The 16,851-nt window shown below is 63.0% G+C and carries 16 protein-coding genes; 5 read left to right on the forward strand and 11 right to left on the reverse strand.

Annotated features, from left to right (window positions below; all coding sequences use genetic code 11):
* Positions 1-9 precede the first annotated feature (9 nt).
* The 10 genes from ACF8MI_RS09000 to tkt form a co-directional block, all read right to left on the reverse strand.
* Positions 10-747, reverse strand: a complete 738-nt coding sequence (locus ACF8MI_RS09000; protein WP_104833844.1) for an ABC transporter substrate-binding protein — start codon at positions 745-747, stop codon at positions 10-12.
* A 104-nt stretch (positions 748-851) separates the two neighbouring features.
* Complete coding sequence (locus ACF8MI_RS09005; protein ID WP_016395304.1) at positions 852-1,148, reverse strand: helix-turn-helix domain-containing protein; 297 nt, start codon at positions 1,146-1,148, stop codon at positions 852-854.
* A gap of 12 nt (positions 1,149-1,160) precedes the next feature.
* Positions 1,161-1,661, reverse strand: coding sequence for a M48 family metallopeptidase (locus tag ACF8MI_RS09010; RefSeq protein WP_060500996.1), 501 nt, complete (start codon positions 1,659-1,661; stop codon positions 1,161-1,163).
* 39 nt (positions 1,662-1,700) lie between these two features.
* Positions 1,701-3,833, reverse strand: coding sequence for a bifunctional diguanylate cyclase/phosphodiesterase (locus ACF8MI_RS09015; RefSeq protein WP_060500998.1), 2,133 nt, complete (start codon positions 3,831-3,833; stop codon positions 1,701-1,703).
* A 209-nt stretch (positions 3,834-4,042) separates the two neighbouring features.
* On the reverse strand, positions 4,043-5,107 hold the full coding sequence (fba, locus tag ACF8MI_RS09020) for a class II fructose-bisphosphate aldolase (RefSeq protein ID WP_012274520.1): 1,065 nt from the start codon (positions 5,105-5,107) through the stop codon (positions 4,043-4,045).
* Between the two features lie 100 nt (positions 5,108-5,207).
* A complete protein-coding gene (locus ACF8MI_RS09025; protein WP_200928850.1) occupies positions 5,208-5,537 on the reverse strand; it encodes an MliC family protein in 330 nt (109 codons plus the stop codon).
* A 63-nt stretch (positions 5,538-5,600) separates the two neighbouring features.
* Positions 5,601-5,852, reverse strand: a complete 252-nt coding sequence (locus ACF8MI_RS09030) for a hypothetical protein (RefSeq protein WP_019097664.1) — start codon at positions 5,850-5,852, stop codon at positions 5,601-5,603.
* Entirely contained in the window at positions 5,852-7,015 is a 1,164-nt protein-coding gene (locus ACF8MI_RS09035) for a phosphoglycerate kinase (RefSeq protein WP_200928851.1), read from the reverse strand. The genes ACF8MI_RS09030 and ACF8MI_RS09035 overlap by 1 nt, the downstream gene beginning before the upstream one ends.
* Positions 7,016-7,027: 12 nt before the next feature.
* The gene (gene epd, locus ACF8MI_RS09040) at positions 7,028-8,089 is read right to left on the reverse strand and encodes an erythrose-4-phosphate dehydrogenase (RefSeq protein ID WP_012274524.1); all 1,062 of its coding nucleotides are present in this window, start codon (positions 8,087-8,089) and stop codon (positions 7,028-7,030) included.
* 151 nt (positions 8,090-8,240) lie between these two features.
* Positions 8,241-10,238: a transketolase gene (gene tkt, locus ACF8MI_RS09045; protein ID WP_104833840.1), complete on the reverse strand. Its 1,998-nt coding sequence runs from the start codon at positions 10,236-10,238 to the stop codon at positions 8,241-8,243.
* A gap of 229 nt (positions 10,239-10,467) precedes the next feature.
* Between tkt and ACF8MI_RS09050 the strand changes: the two genes are divergently transcribed.
* From ACF8MI_RS09050 to ACF8MI_RS09065, 4 genes are all read left to right on the forward strand, one after another.
* Entirely contained in the window at positions 10,468-11,460 is a 993-nt protein-coding gene (locus ACF8MI_RS09050) for a metalloregulator ArsR/SmtB family transcription factor (protein ID WP_200928852.1), read from the forward strand.
* Between the two features lie 18 nt (positions 11,461-11,478).
* Complete coding sequence (gene metK, locus ACF8MI_RS09055; protein WP_060501008.1) at positions 11,479-12,669, forward strand: methionine adenosyltransferase; 1,191 nt, start codon at positions 11,479-11,481, stop codon at positions 12,667-12,669.
* Positions 12,670-12,814: 145 nt separating this feature from the next.
* Complete coding sequence (gene ligB, locus ACF8MI_RS09060; protein ID WP_060501010.1) at positions 12,815-14,515, forward strand: NAD-dependent DNA ligase LigB; 1,701 nt, start codon at positions 12,815-12,817, stop codon at positions 14,513-14,515.
* 132 nt (positions 14,516-14,647) lie between these two features.
* Positions 14,648-15,040 (forward strand): DUF1090 domain-containing protein, encoded by a 393-nt coding sequence (locus ACF8MI_RS09065; RefSeq protein ID WP_016712391.1) that lies wholly within the window; start codon positions 14,648-14,650, stop codon positions 15,038-15,040.
* A gap of 91 nt (positions 15,041-15,131) precedes the next feature.
* Here the strand turns inward: ACF8MI_RS09065 and ACF8MI_RS09070 are convergent, their stop codons facing one another.
* The gene (locus ACF8MI_RS09070; RefSeq protein WP_200928853.1) at positions 15,132-15,578 is read right to left on the reverse strand and encodes a cytochrome c; all 447 of its coding nucleotides are present in this window, start codon (positions 15,576-15,578) and stop codon (positions 15,132-15,134) included.
* Between the two features lie 119 nt (positions 15,579-15,697).
* Here ACF8MI_RS09070 and ACF8MI_RS09075 point away from each other — a divergent pair, with 119 nt between their 5' ends.
* On the forward strand, positions 15,698-16,849 hold the full coding sequence (locus ACF8MI_RS09075; protein ID WP_060501014.1) for a murein transglycosylase A: 1,152 nt from the start codon (positions 15,698-15,700) through the stop codon (positions 16,847-16,849).
* Positions 16,850-16,851: the final 2 nt, after the last annotated feature.

Below are 16,851 nucleotides of genomic sequence, written 5' to 3' on the forward strand. Positions count from 1 at the left end.
CAAAAGAGATCAGAAGCCATGTTCACGCAGCAGCCGGGCATAACTGCCATCCGCCTTCATCGCCACAACCGCCCGTTCGAACCGCTCGACAATCCGCGCATGCTCCGGATGCTTCAGGCTAACCAGTATATGCAAGGTGTTCTCCCCCAGCGGCGGCTCCACCAGCATCACCCCATCGCGCACCTCCTGCGGTTCACGCTGCAAGTTGTAACGCGCCACATACTCGTCCTCCACCGCCAGGTTCACCCGCCCGGCCGCCAGCATGCGCACCGCCGACGAAAAGTTGCGCACCGCCACCTTGTTCAACCGGGTATCGCCGTCGAACTCAGGTGAGTAGGCGTAATCACGCACCACAGCAATGCTATAAGGGTACAAGTCCGATTGACGCTGATAGCGGAACTCATCGCCCGTGCGTTGTAGCAAGCGAATGCGGTTAGTCAGGTAGGCGCTGGAGAACTGCCCGATGCGGGCGCGCGAATCGCTCTGCCAGGCATTGATCAGCACGTCGTAACGCCCTTCGCTTATCCCCAGCAACGCCCGGGCCCATGGTGCCTCTTCGACTGCACTGGCATAACCGGCTCGGGTCAGCGCCGTAGTGACGATACTGGTCGCCAAGCCACCACCCGGCATGCTGGCATCAGTGAACGGTGGCCAGTTGTCGGCCACCAGGCGTAGCTTGGCGTGACCCGGTGCGGGTGTTGCCAGCATCATTGCCAGTAAACCCAGAACACAAAGCAGTGGCCGCATGCTCACGTCCTTTCGCAATGGGGGGACACACTGGCGATGAGATTACACAAACCTGTTGCCGGGAGCAGCGGCCAATAGTGTCAATTTGCCTCTATTTTGGCCGTTCAGGGATACCCGAGCACTTCCCGGATCTGCCGCAGATGCTGGATGATCCACTGCTTGTCGATGGCGCCCCAGTCATGAATGCGGTAATGCCCGGCGTGGTTGCGTGCGCCCTCTTGCTGTTCGAACTCGCAGACGATGTCCAGGTCGGCCAGGGCGGCGATGGTGTCCTGGGCCGTGCGCCGTGGCATCCCGGTGGCCTCCATCAACGCGGGTACGCTGGTCGCGGTCTGGCTGTCGATCAGCCAGGCCACGTACAAACGGCGGTAGAAGCTGCTCTTGGTCTTGCTCACTTCCATGCTGCGTGGTCCTTAAACGTTGCCCGGCAGCTCCCGATAAGTCAGGTAGACGCGCAGGTCGAATTCCAGTTGGTGGTAGTCCGGCTCCATGTGCTGGCAGAGCTGGTAGAACGCCTTGTTGTGATCGCGCTCGCGCAGGTGCGCCAGTTCGTGCACCACGATCATGCGCAAGAACTGTGGCGCGGCCTCCTTGAACAACGAGGCAATGCGGATTTCCTTTTTCGCCTTGAGCTTGCCGCCCTGCACCCGCGACACCGCCGTATTGAGGCCCAAGGCCCGATGGGTCAGGTCGAGGCGGTTGTCGAACAATACCTTGTCCAGGCCCGGCGCGGTGCGCAGGTACTGCTGGCGCAGGTCCTGGGCATAGCCGTACAGCGCCTTGTCGCTTTGCACGTCATGGCGGTCGGGGTAGCGTCGCTGCAGGTACTCGCCCAGGCGGCCGCTGTCGATCATCTGCCGCACCTGCGCTTGCAGGTGCGGGGGATAGGCTTGCAAGTAACGTAATACGGTCATGGCGCTGCATTCGGCGTAACGAATGCCGATTCTAGCCAATCATGGCCCAGGCCACGAGAAAATTGCCGGAAAGCCGCTGGCGTCCGCTGCGATCATTGGGTAAGCCACCAGGAAGCCCTGCACATATTCACAACCATTGGCCTTGAGCCAGGCCGCCTGAGCCGGGGTCTCCACCCCTTCGGCAATCACCGTGATGCGGTAGTCGGCACACAGGCCAATCACACTGCGGACCAAGGCCGCATCCACCGCCGAGTCGGGCAGGCGTGCCACCAGGTGGCGGTCAAGCTTGAGGGTGTCGATTGGCAGGTCGCGCAGCATGCGCAATGAACAGTCACCCGCCCCAAAGTCATCCAGCGCTACCCGCACCCCCAACTCGCGGAGGCGGTGTATCTGTTTCACGGCCGCATCGATGTTGTACATCAACGAGGTTTCCGCCACTTCCACCTCCAGCTGCGCCGGGTCCAGTTGGTAAAGCTGGATGACCCGCTGCAACTCTTCAACCAGGCTGGGCATGACGAACTGCGCACGGCTCAAACTGATGCCGAGTACCAGGTCTGCGGGGAAGCGTTCATACCAGGCCTGGCGCTGAGCGGCCCCCTGCCGATAAATCCAGCTGGCCAGCCGGTTGATCAGCCGTGCTTCCTCCAGCAACGGAATGAACAGCCCCGGCGGCACATCGCCAACGCTAGGGTGCTGCCAGCGCAACAATGCTTCGAAACCACGCAGACGGCCATCGATGAACGACACCTGCGGCTGATAGACCAAGGTGAAGTCCTGCTGCTCGATGGCGGCGCGCACGCTGTCTTCAAGCATCAGGCGCGAACGTGCCCGGCCGTTGAGTTCCTGGTCATAGAAGCGGTACTGCTGGCGCCCGGCCTGCTTCGCGGCGTACATCGCCGCATCGGCTGCACGCAACAGGCCTTCCACATTGGCGCCGCAGTCCGGGTAGGTGGCGATGCCGATGCTCACCCCAAGGCTCACATCGAGCCCTTCGATCTGGTGACTGATCGAAATACGCTCAAGCAGTTTCTCGGCGTAACGGCCCGCCTGCTCGGGGTAAGGCAGGCTATCAAACAGCGCGGTAAATTCATCACCGCCCATCCGCGCCAGCAACGCCTCGCTACCCAGGCAGTCCTTGAGTTGCTCGCCTACCCAGCGCAGCACGCGATCACCGGTTTCGTGGCCCAGCGAGTCGTTGATGCGCTTGAAGCCATCCAGGTCCATGTACATCAGCGCCTGCGCCTTGTCCGAGCGCTCGTTACGCAGCAGCGCACCTTCGGCGGCCTGGTAGAAACCCCGCCGGTTGAGCAACCCGGTGAGCGGGTCGGTAACCGCCTGGTACTCCAGCTGCTGGTGCAGGTTGCGCACCACCGACATGTCCAGCACCGTCACCACCATGGCCTGCTGGTCGGCCGGCAGCGGTGCACAGGACAGCGCCACCGGCACCAGCTCGCCCCCCAAAGTGCGCAACTGGGCATCGTGTACGCGGAAAATGCGCCGCCCCAGGTAGGCCTGGTAGAAGTCGGACTCACCCCACAGGCTGGCATTGGCCAGTTGCACCAGGTCAAGCAGGTGAGCGCCCTGCAATTGCTGCACCGGTGCCGCCAGCAAGCGCGAAATGGCCGGGTTGGCAAAACTGATGACACCTTGGGCATCTACCACCAGGATGCCCTCGGCAGCATTCTCCAGGATCGATGCGTTGAATGCCCGCGCGGCTTCCAGCTCTCGGCTCAGACGTTGCAGCATGCGCCGGTTGCGCTGCTGTTCGAGCAAGGCCTGAACCTTGGGCTTGAGGATTTGCGGGTCGAACGGCTTGAACATGTAGTCGACGGCGCCGCTGGCGTAGCCTTTGAGTACGGCGGCTTCGGACTGTTCGTTGGCGGTGAGGAAGATAATCGGGGTCAGCCGGGTGCGTTGGCTGCCACGCATTAACCGGGCGACTTCGAAACCGTCCATTTCCGGCATTTGCACATCCAGCAGGACCAGGTCGACATCGTGCTCGAGCAACGCGCTCAAGGCTTCCATCCCTGAGCTTGCCGTCAACACTTGCCAATCCTGCCGGGCCAGCAAGGCCCGCATGCTGATGAGGTTCTCGGGGTAGTCGTCTACCACCAGAAGAACCGAGCTGCCATCCAGTGGCTGCGGTTGAGCTTGAGCTTGAGCGCCATCCATGCTGCTTCTCTGTTATGTGACCGACTTCAAAATACGGTTGGATCCATTAATACTCTAGACCCAAGGCCGTAACGCGCAATGCAATCAGAACGCTATCAGTGGCTCAACTGTACCGTAGCCGACTAACGGTAAGTCTGCCGGGATTATGTGCAGGTTCTGTCGCCCATAAAAAAACCCGCATCGCTGCGGGTTTTCATGCTGCCGGTCGATCAGTTGACCTTGGCGGCCAGCTCACCTTTCAGGTAGCGCTGGTACATGCCTTCCAGGGAGATCGGCTTGATCTTGGAGGCATTGCCGGCGGTGCCGAAGGCTTCGTAACGGGCGATGCACACGTCGCGCATGGCCTTGACGGTTTCACCGAAGAACTTGCGTGGGTCGAACTCGCTCGGGTTGGTCGCCATCAGGCGGCGCATGGCACCGGTAGAGGCCAGACGCAGGTCGGTGTCGATGTTGACCTTGCGTACGCCGTACTTGATGCCTTCGACGATCTCTTCAACCGGTACACCGTAGGTTTCCTTGATGTCGCCGCCGTACTGATTGATGATCGCCAGCCACTCTTGCGGTACCGAGGAAGAACCGTGCATCACCAGGTGGGTGTTGGGGATGCGCTTGTGGATTTCCTTGATGCGGTCGATGGCCAGCACGTCACCGGTAGGTGGCTTGGTGAACTTGTAGGCACCGTGGCTGGTACCGATGGCAATCGCCAGGGCGTCGACCTGGGTCTTCTTGACGAAGTCGGCAGCCTCTTCCGGGTCGGTCAGCATCTGGCTGTGGTCCAGCACGCCTTCGGCGCCGATGCCGTCTTCTTCACCGGCCATGCCGGTTTCCAGCGAACCCAGGCAGCCCAGCTCGCCTTCTACCGAAACGCCACAGGCGTGTGCCATAGCAACGGTCTGCTGGGTAACGCGGACGTTGTACTCGTAGTCGGTCGGGGTCTTGCCGTCTTCACCCAGCGAGCCGTCCATCATCACCGAGCTGAAGCCCAGCTGGATCGAGCGCTGGCAGACGTCAGGGCTGGTGCCGTGGTCCTGGTGCATGCACACCGGGATGTGCGGGAATTCTTCGATGGCCGCCAGAATCAGGTGGCGCAGGAACGGGGCGCCAGCGTATTTGCGGGCACCGGCCGAAGCCTGGACGATCACCGGGGAGTCGGTCTTGTCGGCCGCTTCCATGATGGCGCGCATCTGCTCGAGGTTGTTGACGTTGAAAGCTGGTACGCCGTAACCGAACTCGGCGGCGTGGTCCAGCATCTGGCGCATGCTAATGAGTGCCATTGTGTATCTCTCTCCCGACAAGCGTCGTTTGTTTCGTGCAAGCCTGCCGCAGGGGCGGTTGCTGTTCAAGTAGTGTGGGCCACCGTCGCGGCCCGGCCAGTCACGGTGCCTTGCAGCCCCGCCCAATCAGATCGTTGGTTGCCACCCAGTACACCAGGCCTTCTTCGCCCTTGGTGTGGAAGGCCAGCATGCCATCGCTGTACAGCGCCCCCGAGGCACCCGGCTCGGACTTGAGCCGGTAGACCTGGTCGCCGCCACCCAGGCGCACGTCGACCTGGTCGTGTTGTGCATCGGCGAAGCGCCACAGCACTTCGGCCTGGGTGTCGCAGACCCAACGGGTCCAGTTGTCTGCCGGGGCGGGTTGCGCCGGCTGCAGCAGTGAGCATCCTGCCAGTGTCGCCAGGGCCGTCACGGCCAAAAGCGCTTTCATTACCTATCCTCTAGATGACCGCACAGCGGTCGCTTGGTTGCCTGAGCCGACGAAACGCCGGGCTCAAGGGCAACCCGGCGCCTTGCGCTGGTGGTCTTCGTCGTACTTTTCCAGGCCTTCCGGGCCCACGCGCTTGCTGATGACCGGCACGGTTTCGGCCTGCCATTCGGACTGATAGCAGCCGCCCTTGGGTGAATGCGCCGGATCGGCATCAGAAGCCGGGCTGCCAGAGCAGGCGCTCAGCAGGCCGGCCAGCATCATCACAGGCAATTGCTTGACCATCAGGCCACTCCCTTTGCCAAGCGCCGACGTCATCAGGCCTTGGCCCGCTCTTCCAGAATTGCCACGGCGGGCAGGACCTTGCCCTCGACGAACTCGAGGAAGGCACCACCACCGGTAGAAATGTAGGAGATATCCTTGCTGACGCCATATTTGTCGATGGCTGCCAGGGTGTCACCGCCACCGGCGATGGAGAATGCAGCGCTGTCGGCGATGGCCTTGGCCAGTACCTGGGTGCCGTTGCCGAACTGGTCGAACTCGAACACGCCGACCGGGCCGTTCCACAGGATGGTCTTCGACGACTTCAGCAGCTCGGCGAAGTTGGCCGCGGTTTGCGGGCCGATGTCCAGGATCATGTCATCGGCTGCCACGTCGGCAATGGCCTTGACGGTAGCTTCGGCCGTTTCAGCGAATTCCTTGGCAACCACCACGTCCACCGGCAGTGGCACGCTGACCTTGGCGGCGATGGCCTTGGCGGTGTCGACCAGGTCAGGCTCGTACAGCGACTTGCCCACCGGGTGGCCAGCAGCAGCCAGGAAGGTGTTGGCGATGCCGCCACCGACGATCAGCTGGTCGCACACGGCGCTCAGGCTGTTCAGCACGTCCAGTTTGGTGGACACCTTGGAACCGGCAACGATGGCCGCCATCGGCTTGGCAGGCGCCTTCAGGGCTTTGCCCAGCGCGTCCAGCTCGGCAGCCAGCAGCGGGCCGGCAGCAGCGACCTTGGCGAACTTGGCCACACCATGGGTCGAACCTTCGGCGCGGTGAGCAGTGCCGAATGCGTCCATGACGAACACGTCGCACAGGGCAGCGTACTTCTGCGCCAGTTCGTCAGCGTTCTTTTTCTCGCCTTTGTTGAAGCGCACGTTCTCGAACAGCACCAGGTCACCGGCCTGTACCGCGACACCGTCCAGGTAGTCGGCAACCAGCGGCACGTCGCGGCCCAGGGCCTTGATCAGGTAGTCGGCAACCGGCTTGAGGCTGTTCTCGGCAGAGAACTCGCCTTCGGTCGGGCGGCCCAGGTGCGAGCAGACCATTACCGCTGCGCCTTTCTCCAGGGCCAGCTTGATGGTCGGCAGCGCTGCCAGGATACGCGCATCGCTGGCTACCACACCGTCCTTCACAGGTACGTTGAGGTCTTCGCGGATCAGTACGCGCTTACCTTGCAGGTCGAGGTCGGTCATCTTCAACACGGTCATGAATGCAGTCCTTCAGGGCTGTTTGTTGCGGGTTGGGTGAACGACGTGCAGAAAGTGTTCGGCAACGTCGAGCATTCGGTTGGCAAAACCCCATTCGTTGTCGAACCAGGCCAGCAGGTTCACCAGGCGGGGGCCGGAAACGCGAGTCTGGCTGGCATCGACGATCGCCGAATGCGGGTCATGATTGAAATCACAGCTGGCGTGCGGCAGCTCGGTGTAGGCCAGCAAGCCTTTGAGCGGCCCTTCCAGTGCCGCCTCGCGCAGTACCCGGTTGACCTCGGCCGCGCTGGTGTCGCGGGCGGTCTGCAGGGTGATGTCCAGGCACGAGACGTTGACGGTGGGCACACGTACCGCTTTGGCCTGGATTCGCCCGGCAAGTTCCGGCAGCAGGCGCTCGATGCCACGCGCCAGACCAGTGGACACCGGGATCACCGACTGGAAGGCCGAACGCGTGCGGCGCAGGTCTTCGTGGTGGTAGGCGTCGATCACCGGCTGGTCGTTCATCGCCGAGTGAATGGTGGTGATCTGCACGTATTCGATGCCGAACGCCTGGTCCAGCACACGCAGCAGCGGCACACCGCAGTTGGTGGTGCACGAGGCGTTGGACACCAGGCGTTCGCTACCCGTCAGGCAGGCCTGGTTGATGCCGTAGACCACCGTGGCGTCAACGTCGGCTTCGCTGGCCATGGGCTGCGAGAACAGTACCCGGGGCGCACCGGCGTCGAGGAAACGCTGGCCATCGGCGCGGGTGTTGTAGGCGCCGGAGCATTCCAGCACCAGGTCGATGCCAAGCGCTGCCCAGTCGATGCCTTCAGGGGTAGCACTGCGCATGACTTTCACGCAATCGCCATTGATATGCAGACAATCGCCATCGACCTTCACCTCACCGGGGAAACGCCCGTGGGTGGAGTCGAAGCGTGTCAGGTATTCCAGGCTGGCCTGGTCGGCCAGGTCGTTCAGCGCGACGATCTCGAAACCGGCCTTTGCCCCCCGCTCGAACAGCGCGCGCAGGACACAGCGGCCGATACGGCCATAACCGTTGAGTGCAACTTTGTAGGGACGCAGGTGGGGCATTCGGGGCTCACGAGACAATATTATTTTCGTCAGCCTGCGGGAATTGCTGTGTGGCATTCGCGGGCAAGCCCGCTCCCACAGGGGTCGCATGTAACCCTGTGGGAGCGGGCTTGCCCGCGAATGCAGGCGACACCGCCCGCAGATCTTTACATCAGTCTTCCAACAGCTCTTCGGCAGTACCCAGGATGTTTTCCAGGGTGAAGCCGAATTCTTCGAAGAGTGCCGAAGCCGGCGCCGACTCACCGTAGGTGGTCATGCCAATGATACGGCCTTCCAGGCCGACGTACTTGTACCAGAAGTCGGCGTGGGCCGCTTCGATGGCGATACGCGCACCCACTTCCAGCGGCAGCACCGACTGCTTGTAGGCAGCGTCCTGGGCATCGAACACGCTGGTGCACGGCATGGAAACCACACGCACCTTGCGGCCTTGCTCGGTCAGCTTGTCGAACGCCTGAACGGCCAGGCCCACTTCGGAACCGGTGGCGATCAGGATCAGCTCCGGCTCGCCAGCGCAGTCCTTGAGCACGTAGCCACCACGGCTGATGTCGGCGATCTGCTGAGCGTCGCGTGCCTGGTGCTGCAGGTTCTGGCGCGAGAAGATCAGCGCCGAAGGGCCGTCCTTGCGCTCCAGGGCGTGTTTCCAGGACACGGCGGATTCCACCGCGTCGGCCGGGCGCCAAGTGTCCAGGTTCGGCGTGCTGCGCAGGCTGGTCAGTTGCTCGATTGGCTGGTGAGTCGGGCCGTCTTCACCCAGGCCGATGGAGTCGTGGGTGTAGACGTGGATCACACGCTGCTTCATCAGTGCCGACATGCGCACGGCGTTGCGGGCGTATTCCATGAACATCAGGAAGGTCGCGCCGTAAGGCACCAGGCCACCGTGCAGGGCAACGCCGTTCATGATGGCGGTCATGCCGAACTCGCGCACGCCGTAGAACACGTAGTTGCCGCTGGCGTCATTGGCTTCGACGCCCTTGCAGCCCTTCCACAGGGTCAGGTTGGAGCCTGCCAGGTCAGCCGAACCACCCAGGAACTCGGGCAGCAGTGGGCCAAAGGCGTTCAGGGCGTTCTGGCTGGCCTTGCGGCTGGCAATGGTTTCGCCCTTGGCGGCCACTTCGTTGATGTAGGCCTGGGCCTTCTCGCTGAAGTCGGCCGGCAGCTCGCCGCTGTCACGGCGCTTGAATTCGGCAGCCAGTTCCGGGAAGGCCTTGGCGTAGGCGTCGAAACGCTGGTTCCAGTCGGCTTCGGCCTTGGCACCGGCGGCCTTGGCGTCCCACTCGGCATAGATGTCGGCCGGGATTTCGAACGGGCCGTGGTTCCAGTTCAGTTCCTTGCGGGCCAGGGCGATTTCGTCGTTGCCCAGCGGGGCACCGTGGCAATCTTCCTTGCCCTGCTTGTTCGGCGAACCGAAACCGATGATGGTCTTGCAGCAGATCAGGGTCGGGCGGTCGCTCTTGCGCGCCGTCTCGATGGCCATCTTGATTTCTTCGGCATCGTGGCCGTCGACGTTGCGAATCACCTGCCAGTTGTACGCTTCGAAGCGCGCCGGGGTGTTGTCGGTGAACCAGCCGTGCACTTCACCGTCGATGGAGATGCCGTTGTCGTCGTAGAAGGCGATCAGCTTGTTCAGGCCCAGGGTGCCGGCCAGCGAGGCGACTTCGTGGGAGATACCTTCCATCATGCAGCCATCGCCCAGGAACACGTAGGTGTTGTGGTCGACGATGGTGTGGCCTTCACGGTTGAACTGGGCAGCCAGTACTTTTTCGGCCAGGGCGAAGCCCACGGCGTTGGCGATACCCTGGCCCAGTGGGCCGGTGGTGGTCTCGACGCCTGGGGTGTAGCCGTATTCCGGGTGGCCCGGGGTGCGGCTGTGCAGCTGGCGGAAGCCTTTGATGTCATCGAGGGTGACGTCGTAGCCGGTCAGGTGCAGCAGCGAGTAGATCAGCATCGAGCCGTGGCCGTTGGACAGCACGAAGCGGTCACGGTCGGCGAAGCTCGGGTTGCTCGGGTTGTGCTTCAGATAGTCGCGCCAAAGCACTTCGGCGATATCCGCCATGCCCATAGGGGCACCTGGGTGGCCGCTGTTGGCCTTTTGCACGGCATCCATGCTGAGGGCACGAATGGCGTTGGCACGTTCACGACGGCTGGGCATCGCTGATCTCCTGGGGGGCTTGAATAGGTGGTGTCACGAAAAAAGGCGGCCATTTTCGCCCACTGGGGGGGCTTGGGGCAATGACGTATGGTCGCAGTCGGGGGATTTTCCTGTGATTGGCCTTCAATTCGGGGCAAAACCGGGATAACCGCCCCGCCCATCACTCAATATCAAAACTTTTTGATATTGGCCTTGCTAGGGCATTGATGCCTGTCTAGACTGCCGCCCCATGAACCTCCGTGCGCAATCGATCACCGAGCAACGCGAAGCATTGGCCGCCCTGTGCAAGGCCAGTGGCGACGCGCTGCGCCTGAACGTATTGCGCGCCCTGGCCAACGACTCGTTCGGTGTGCTGGAACTGGCGCAGATCTTCGACATCGGCCAGTCGGGCATGAGCCACCACCTGAAGGTGCTGGCCCAGGCCGAGCTGGTGGCAACCCGTCGCGAAGGCAACGCCATCTTCTACCGCCGCGCCCTGCCCGACGGGCTGCGCCTGGGTGGCCGGCTGCACGCGGCGTTGCTTGAAGAAGTGGATGACATGGCCCTGCCGCCTGATGTGCAAGCGCGGATCGCCCAGGTGCAACAGCGCCGCGCGGCCACCAGCCAGGACTTCTTCCTGCGTGTGGAAGAGAAATTCCGCGCCCAGCAAGACCTGATCGCCGGCCTGCCGCAATACCGCGAAAGCCTGCTGACACTGCTCGACAAACTCAATTTCGACCCGGCCGCCAGCGCCTTGGAGGTTGGCCCCGGCGACGGCGGCTTCCTGCCAGACCTGGCCCGGCGCTTTGCCCAGGTCACCGCCCTGGACAACAGCCCGACCATGCTTGAGCTGGCGCGCCAGGTGTGCCAGCGCGAAGGGCTTCACAACGTCAACCTGCAGTTGGCCGATGCACTGGGTGCAACGGATGTGGCCGCCGACTGCGTAGTGCTGAACATGGTGCTGCACCATTTCAGCGACCCGGCCCTGGCCTTGCGCCAGCTGGCCAAACGGGTAAAGGCAGGCGGCAGCCTGCTGGTCACCGAACTGTGCAGCCATGACCAGGGGTGGGCGCGCGAAGCCTGCGGCGACCTGTGGCTTGGCTTCGAACAGGACGACCTGGCCCGCTGGGCCAACGCTGCCGGGCTGGCCCACAGGGACAGCCTGTACGTAGGCTTGCGTAACGGTTTCCAGATCCAGGTCCGCCATTTCCAGCGGACGGCTGGCGACATACACCATCGGTAAATTTCAGGAACCTTCGAGATGAGCGAATACTCCCTTTTCACCTCCGAGTCCGTGTCCGAAGGGCATCCGGACAAGATCGCCGACCAGATTTCGGACGCAGTCCTCGATGCCATCATCGCCCAGGACAAATACGCCCGCGTAGCTTGCGAAACCCTGGTCAAGACCGGTGTTGCCATCATCGCCGGCGAAGTCACCACTTCGGCCTGGGTCGACCTGGAAGACCTGGTGCGTAAAGTCATCATCGACATCGGCTACAACAGCTCCGATGTTGGCTTCGACGGCGCCACCTGCGCCGTGATGAACATCATCGGCAAGCAGTCGGTGGACATCGCCCAAGGCGTGGACCGCTCCAAGCCTGAAGACCAGGGCGCCGGTGACCAAGGCCTGATGTTCGGCTACGCCAGCAACGAAACCGAAGTGCTGATGCCGGCACCGATCTGCTTCTCGCACCGCCTGGTCGAGCGCCAGGCCGAAGCGCGCAAATCCGGCCTGCTGCCATGGCTGCGCCCGGACGCCAAGTCGCAAGTCACCTGCCGCTATGAAGACGGCAAGGTGGTCGGTATCGACGCCGTGGTGCTGTCGACCCAGCACAACCCTGAGGTTTCGCAGAAAGACCTGCAAGAAGCCGTGATGGAACTGATCGTCAAGCACACCCTGCCTGCCGAGCTGCTGCACAAGGGCACCCAGTACCACATCAACCCGACCGGCAACTTCATCATCGGTGGCCCGGTGGGTGACTGCGGCCTGACCGGCCGCAAGATCATCGTCGACTCCTACGGCGGCATGGCCCGCCACGGTGGTGGCGCGTTCTCCGGCAAGGACCCGTCCAAGGTCGACCGCTCCGCTGCCTACGCTGGCCGCTACGTGGCCAAGAACATCGTCGCCGCCGGCCTGGCCGAGCGTTGCGAGATCCAGGTGTCGTACGCCATTGGCGTGGCCCAGCCGACCTCCATCTCGATCAACACCTTCGGTACCGGCAAGGTTTCCGACGACAAGATCATCCAGCTGGTGCGCGAGTGCTTCGACCTGCGTCCGTACGCCATCACCACCATGCTCGACCTGCTGCACCCGATGTACCAGGAAACCGCGGCCTACGGCCACTTCGGTCGCACCCCGCAGCAGAAGACTGTCGGCGACGACACCTTCACCACCTTCACCTGGGAGCGCACCGACCGCGCCCAGTCGCTGCGTGACGCTGCCGGCCTGTAAGTTTCCTACAGAGGCTGGCGAAAGCCCCTGCCGAGTGATCGGCAGGGGCTTTTTTGTGACATATCGGCTGACAATCGCGCTGCGGCAAGCACCAGTGAACCCGCCTAGGCTGGGGGCTCCTACACGCCACGCAAGGATGCTGGCCATGCGTTACCCTCTGTTGCTTACCCTGCTGCTGTTGCTGCAGGCCCCATTGGCCCGGGCCGAGCAGTGCCCCGACTGGTCTGCACAACACGTCGACGCCGAAGTAGCGCAACTGCGGGCCACACTTGCCCGCTGGGACGATCACTACCACCGACAAGGCGTTGCGCTGGTGGCCGACGCGCTTTACGACCAGAGCCGCCAACGCCTGGAGCATTTGCAGCAATGCTTTGGCCTGGCCACCGCTTCATCCCCCCTGGCCAGCGCGCGAGGCCCAATCCCCCACGCGGTACCGCACACCGGCATCGACAAGCTGGCCGACCGCCAGGCCGTCGCACGTTGGCTGGTCGGCAAAACCGGTGTATGGGTGCAGCCCAAGATCGACGGTGTTGCCGTCTCGCTCACCTATCGGCAAGGCCAGCTGGTGCAGTTGGTCAGTCGCGGAGACGGCGTGCAGGGGCACGACTGGAGCCGGCACATTCCCCAGCTGGGCACCCTCACCCGGCAGTTGCCTCAGGCAATCGACCTGCAATTGCAGGGTGAGCTGTATCTGCGCCTGGACCAGCATGTGCAAGCCCGGGCAGGCAGCGCCAACGCCCGGGGCACCGTGGCCGGGCTGCTCGCACGCAAACAGCTGACAACTGAACAAGGCGCCGGCATCGGCCTGTTCGTCTGGGACTGGCCGCACGGCCCCAGCCAGCAGGCTGAGCGCCTCAAGCAACTGGCGCAACTGGGCTTTCCGGAAAGCCTGCGCTACAGCATTGCCATTCGCACCACGGACGAGGCAGCCCATTGGCGCGACCACTGGTACCGCTCTGCCCTGCCCTTCGCCACCGATGGTGTGGTGCTGCGCCAGGGCAGTCGGCCGCCCGCAGCGCGCTGGCAGGCCAAGGCGCCTTACTGGATTGCGGCCTGGAAATACCCCTACGCGCAGGCCTTGGCCGAAGTGCGTGACGTACGCTTCCGGGTCGGTCGCACCGGCAAGGTCACGCCAGTTTTGCAATTGCTACCGGTTACCCTGGACGACCGGCGCATTACCCAGGTGAGCCTGGGCTCGCTGGCGCGCTGGCACAGCCTCGACATCCGCCCCGGTGACCAAGTGGCCATCAGCCTGGCCGGGTTGACCATTCCGCGTCTGGAGCAGGTGGTGCATCGCGCAGTCGAACGCCAGGCGGTCAGCGCACCGGCGCCCGACCGTTACCACGCCCACAGTTGCTGGCAGGCCAGCGAGGGCTGCGAGGAGCAATTCATTGCCCGCCTGACGTGGCTCAGCGGCAAACACGGGCTGGCCCTGCCACGCACGGGGCCTGGCACCTGGCGCCGGCTGGTGGACGCCGGGCTAGTGACATCGATGGCCGACTGGTTGTACCTGGATGCCGAGCGCCTGGGCCAGGTGGCAGGCATCAGTGATGCGACATCTGCGCAGTTGGCGAGCAGCTTCGATGCGGCCCGCTCAAGGCCTTTTGCCCAATGGTTGCGCGGGCTGGGTACACCCCTACCGTCGAGCCTGCAGCTGGCAGACGACTGGCCGGGGCTGGAAAAGCGCAGCAGCCGTGAATGGCAAGCCTTGGCCGGGATTGGCGAAAAGCGTGGGCAGCAACTGGCGGCGTTTATTGCTGCCGATGAGGTCAAAGCCCTTGCCGCAGAGCTGGCCCTGGCAGGGATCAACGGGTTCCAGAACGGCAGCGAACCCATCGAGCAATGATTTTTTACCAATTTACTTGCAGGGAAACCCTGAGATCGCACCAGAAAAGACCGACAAGGGTTTCTAAATGGGCAAAACCAAGGCAGGATTTCCACCAACTTTTGCTGCCCCGCCCCGTCCAGGAGGCTTTTCATGAAACGTATTTCGACCCTTTTGCTGCTTGCGACACTTGGCCTGGCCGCAGGCACCGCACAGGCTGCCCAGCCGGATGCCGGCCTGACCGGCTGCGCCGCCAAGCGCAGTGCCATCGAAAACCAGCTGAAAATTGCCCGTGACCATGGCAACAGCGACCAGGTTGCCGGACTGGAAGAAGCCCTGCGCGGGGTGGACAACTGCACCGACGCCAGCCTGCGCAAGGAACGTGAGCAGAAGGTGCTCGACGCCCGCCATGAAGTGGCGCAGCGGGAAAAAGACTTGAAGAAGGCCGAGAAAAAAGGCGACGCCGAGAAGATCAACAAGCGTAAAGACAAGCTGGCCGAGTCGCGTAAAGAATTGCAGGAAGCCGTGGACGACCTGGATCGCTGATAAGACGAACATAGCTTGATCAAGCACCGCTCCCACAGGGTTCCTGCCAGATCAGACGGTTATGCGCTGGTATGTAAAAGCGATGCAGTGTTCAGTGATTGCGGAATTCGGTATGACAGGCCTTGCACGCCGCTTCGACCTTGTCCATCGGCGCCTTCAACTGCGCGGCATCCAGCGGTTGGCTGCGGGTGACGCCGACCAGTTCGCCGGTAACGCCCTCCAGCTGCCGGGCCAGGTCATGAAAACGCGCCTGGCGCTCCCATACTTCGGCGCGGGCGGCGCTGTCGCCGCCATCGCGTACCTTTGGAAAATGCTGCCAGGGCTGATGTGCAAGGCTGTCCAGCTTCAGCGCACCGTCAGCAAACTTGATCCCGTCGAACGGCAACCGGCCACGCAGCATGCCCCCCAGATCCTCGCTGGTCTTGAGCATGTCCTTGAAAATCACTTTGCGCTTGCCCAGTGGCGAGTTCGGGTCAACCCCGTCACACCCCCCCAGGGCCAGTGCTGCCAGCAGAACAACGGTCAATCGCTTCAACATCACGGTCACTTCGGCCTACGCAAATGGGTGGCCAGTATCGCTGCCAACAGGCCAAAGACCAATAGCCACATAAAATACAGGGGCGAATATTCATGTTCGCCCATGACAGGAATGCACTCATGAACTCTGCCCTGCGCCACCTGGCCTGGACACTCCCTGTACTGGCGTTGTTGGCCGGCTGCAATGGCGGCGAGAACGCAAAGCCCGAGCCCCACGCCATCGCCACCTATGCCCCGGCCACCTGGAAAGACCTGCCGGCGGTCAGCGATGAAGACCTGCTGGCCGGTTTCTACGCCTGGCGCAGTGGCTGCGAGAAGCTCAAGCGCGACCCGGTTTGGGCCGCCACCTGCGAAGCAGCCGGAAGCGCCACGGCAAGCGCCGCGCAAGTGCGCACCTTTCTGGAGCAGAACCTGGAGGTGTACGGCCTGCGCTCTGCCGAGAACAACCCCAACGGCCTGATCACCGGCTACTACGAGCCGGTCTACCCCGGTAGCCTGAAGCAGTCGTCGACCAACCATGTGGCGGTTTATGGCATTCCTGAAGACATGATCGTGGTCGACCTGGCCAGCGTGTACCCCGAGCTGAAGGGCAAACGCCTGCGCGGTCGCCTCGATGGTCGGGTGCTCAAGCCTTACGACACTGCCGAGGTGATCAACCGTGACGGCGTCAAGGCGCCGGTGCTGGCCTGGCTGACCGACCCGATGGACCTGCAATTCCTGCAGATCCAGGGCTCTGGCCGCGTCCAGCTGGAGGACGGCCGGCAACTGCGCCTGGGCTACGCCGACCAGAACGGCCACCCCTACCGGCCAATCGGCCGCTGGCTGGTGGAACAGGGCCAGCTGAAAAAAGAAGAGGTGAGCATGGGCGCCATTCATGCCTGGGCCCAGGCCAACCCGCAGCGCGTTCCGGAACTGCTGGCCAGCAACCCCAGCTACGTGTTCTTCAGCACCCGCCCAGACAGCAACGAAGGCCCGCGCGGGTCGCTAAACGTGCCACTGACTGCCGGCTACAGCGTGGCCATCGACCGCAAGGTGATACCGCTGGGCAGCTTGTTGTGGCTGTCCACGACTCGCCCGGATGGCTCGCCAGTGGTGCGCCCGGTGGGAGCGCAAGACACTGGCGGGGCGATTGCTGGTGAAGTGCGTGCGGACCTGTTCTGGGGTACCGGGCCGCAAGCCGGTGAGCTGGCCGGGAACATGAAGCAGCAAGGGCAGATCTGGATGCTGTGGCCTAAGGGGCAACCACTGCCAGAAGTCCCTAAGGTGCCTTGATC

It is taken from the genome of Pseudomonas sp. yb_9 (assembly GCF_043103635.1).
Classification (GTDB): Bacteria; Pseudomonadota; Gammaproteobacteria; order Pseudomonadales; family Pseudomonadaceae; genus Aquipseudomonas; species Aquipseudomonas monteilii.

Excerpts from the sequence above, each read along its gene's own strand:
- ACF8MI_RS09050 (WP_200928852.1), top strand. The coding sequence starts at position 10,468 with ATGAACCTCCGTGCGCAATCGATCACCGAGCAACGCGAAGCATTGGCC.
- tkt (WP_104833840.1), bottom strand. The coding sequence starts at position 10,238 with ATGCCCAGCCGTCGTGAACGTGCCAACGCCATTCGTGCCCTCAGCATG.
- ACF8MI_RS09005 (WP_016395304.1), bottom strand. The coding sequence starts at position 1,148 with ATGGAAGTGAGCAAGACCAAGAGCAGCTTCTACCGCCGTTTGTACGTG.
- ligB (WP_060501010.1), top strand. The coding sequence starts at position 12,815 with ATGCGTTACCCTCTGTTGCTTACCCTGCTGCTGTTGCTGCAGGCCCCA.
- ACF8MI_RS09000 (WP_104833844.1), bottom strand. The coding sequence starts at position 747 with ATGCGGCCACTGCTTTGTGTTCTGGGTTTACTGGCAATGATGCTGGCA.
- ACF8MI_RS09065 (WP_016712391.1), top strand. The coding sequence starts at position 14,648 with ATGAAACGTATTTCGACCCTTTTGCTGCTTGCGACACTTGGCCTGGCC.
- ACF8MI_RS09070 (WP_200928853.1), bottom strand. The coding sequence starts at position 15,578 with ATGTTGAAGCGATTGACCGTTGTTCTGCTGGCAGCACTGGCCCTGGGG.
- ACF8MI_RS09025 (WP_200928850.1), bottom strand. The coding sequence starts at position 5,537 with ATGAAAGCGCTTTTGGCCGTGACGGCCCTGGCGACACTGGCAGGATGC.
- ACF8MI_RS09015 (WP_060500998.1), bottom strand. The coding sequence starts at position 3,833 with ATGGATGGCGCTCAAGCTCAAGCTCAACCGCAGCCACTGGATGGCAGC.
- ACF8MI_RS09010 (WP_060500996.1), bottom strand. The coding sequence starts at position 1,661 with ATGACCGTATTACGTTACTTGCAAGCCTATCCCCCGCACCTGCAAGCG.
- ACF8MI_RS09035 (WP_200928851.1), bottom strand. The coding sequence starts at position 7,015 with ATGACCGTGTTGAAGATGACCGACCTCGACCTGCAAGGTAAGCGCGTA.
- fba (WP_012274520.1), bottom strand. The coding sequence starts at position 5,107 with ATGGCACTCATTAGCATGCGCCAGATGCTGGACCACGCCGCCGAGTTC.
- ACF8MI_RS09030 (WP_019097664.1), bottom strand. The coding sequence starts at position 5,852 with ATGACGTCGGCGCTTGGCAAAGGGAGTGGCCTGATGGTCAAGCAATTG.
- metK (WP_060501008.1), top strand. The coding sequence starts at position 11,479 with ATGAGCGAATACTCCCTTTTCACCTCCGAGTCCGTGTCCGAAGGGCAT.
- ACF8MI_RS09075 (WP_060501014.1), top strand. The coding sequence starts at position 15,698 with ATGAACTCTGCCCTGCGCCACCTGGCCTGGACACTCCCTGTACTGGCG.
- epd (WP_012274524.1), bottom strand. The coding sequence starts at position 8,089 with ATGCCCCACCTGCGTCCCTACAAAGTTGCACTCAACGGTTATGGCCGT.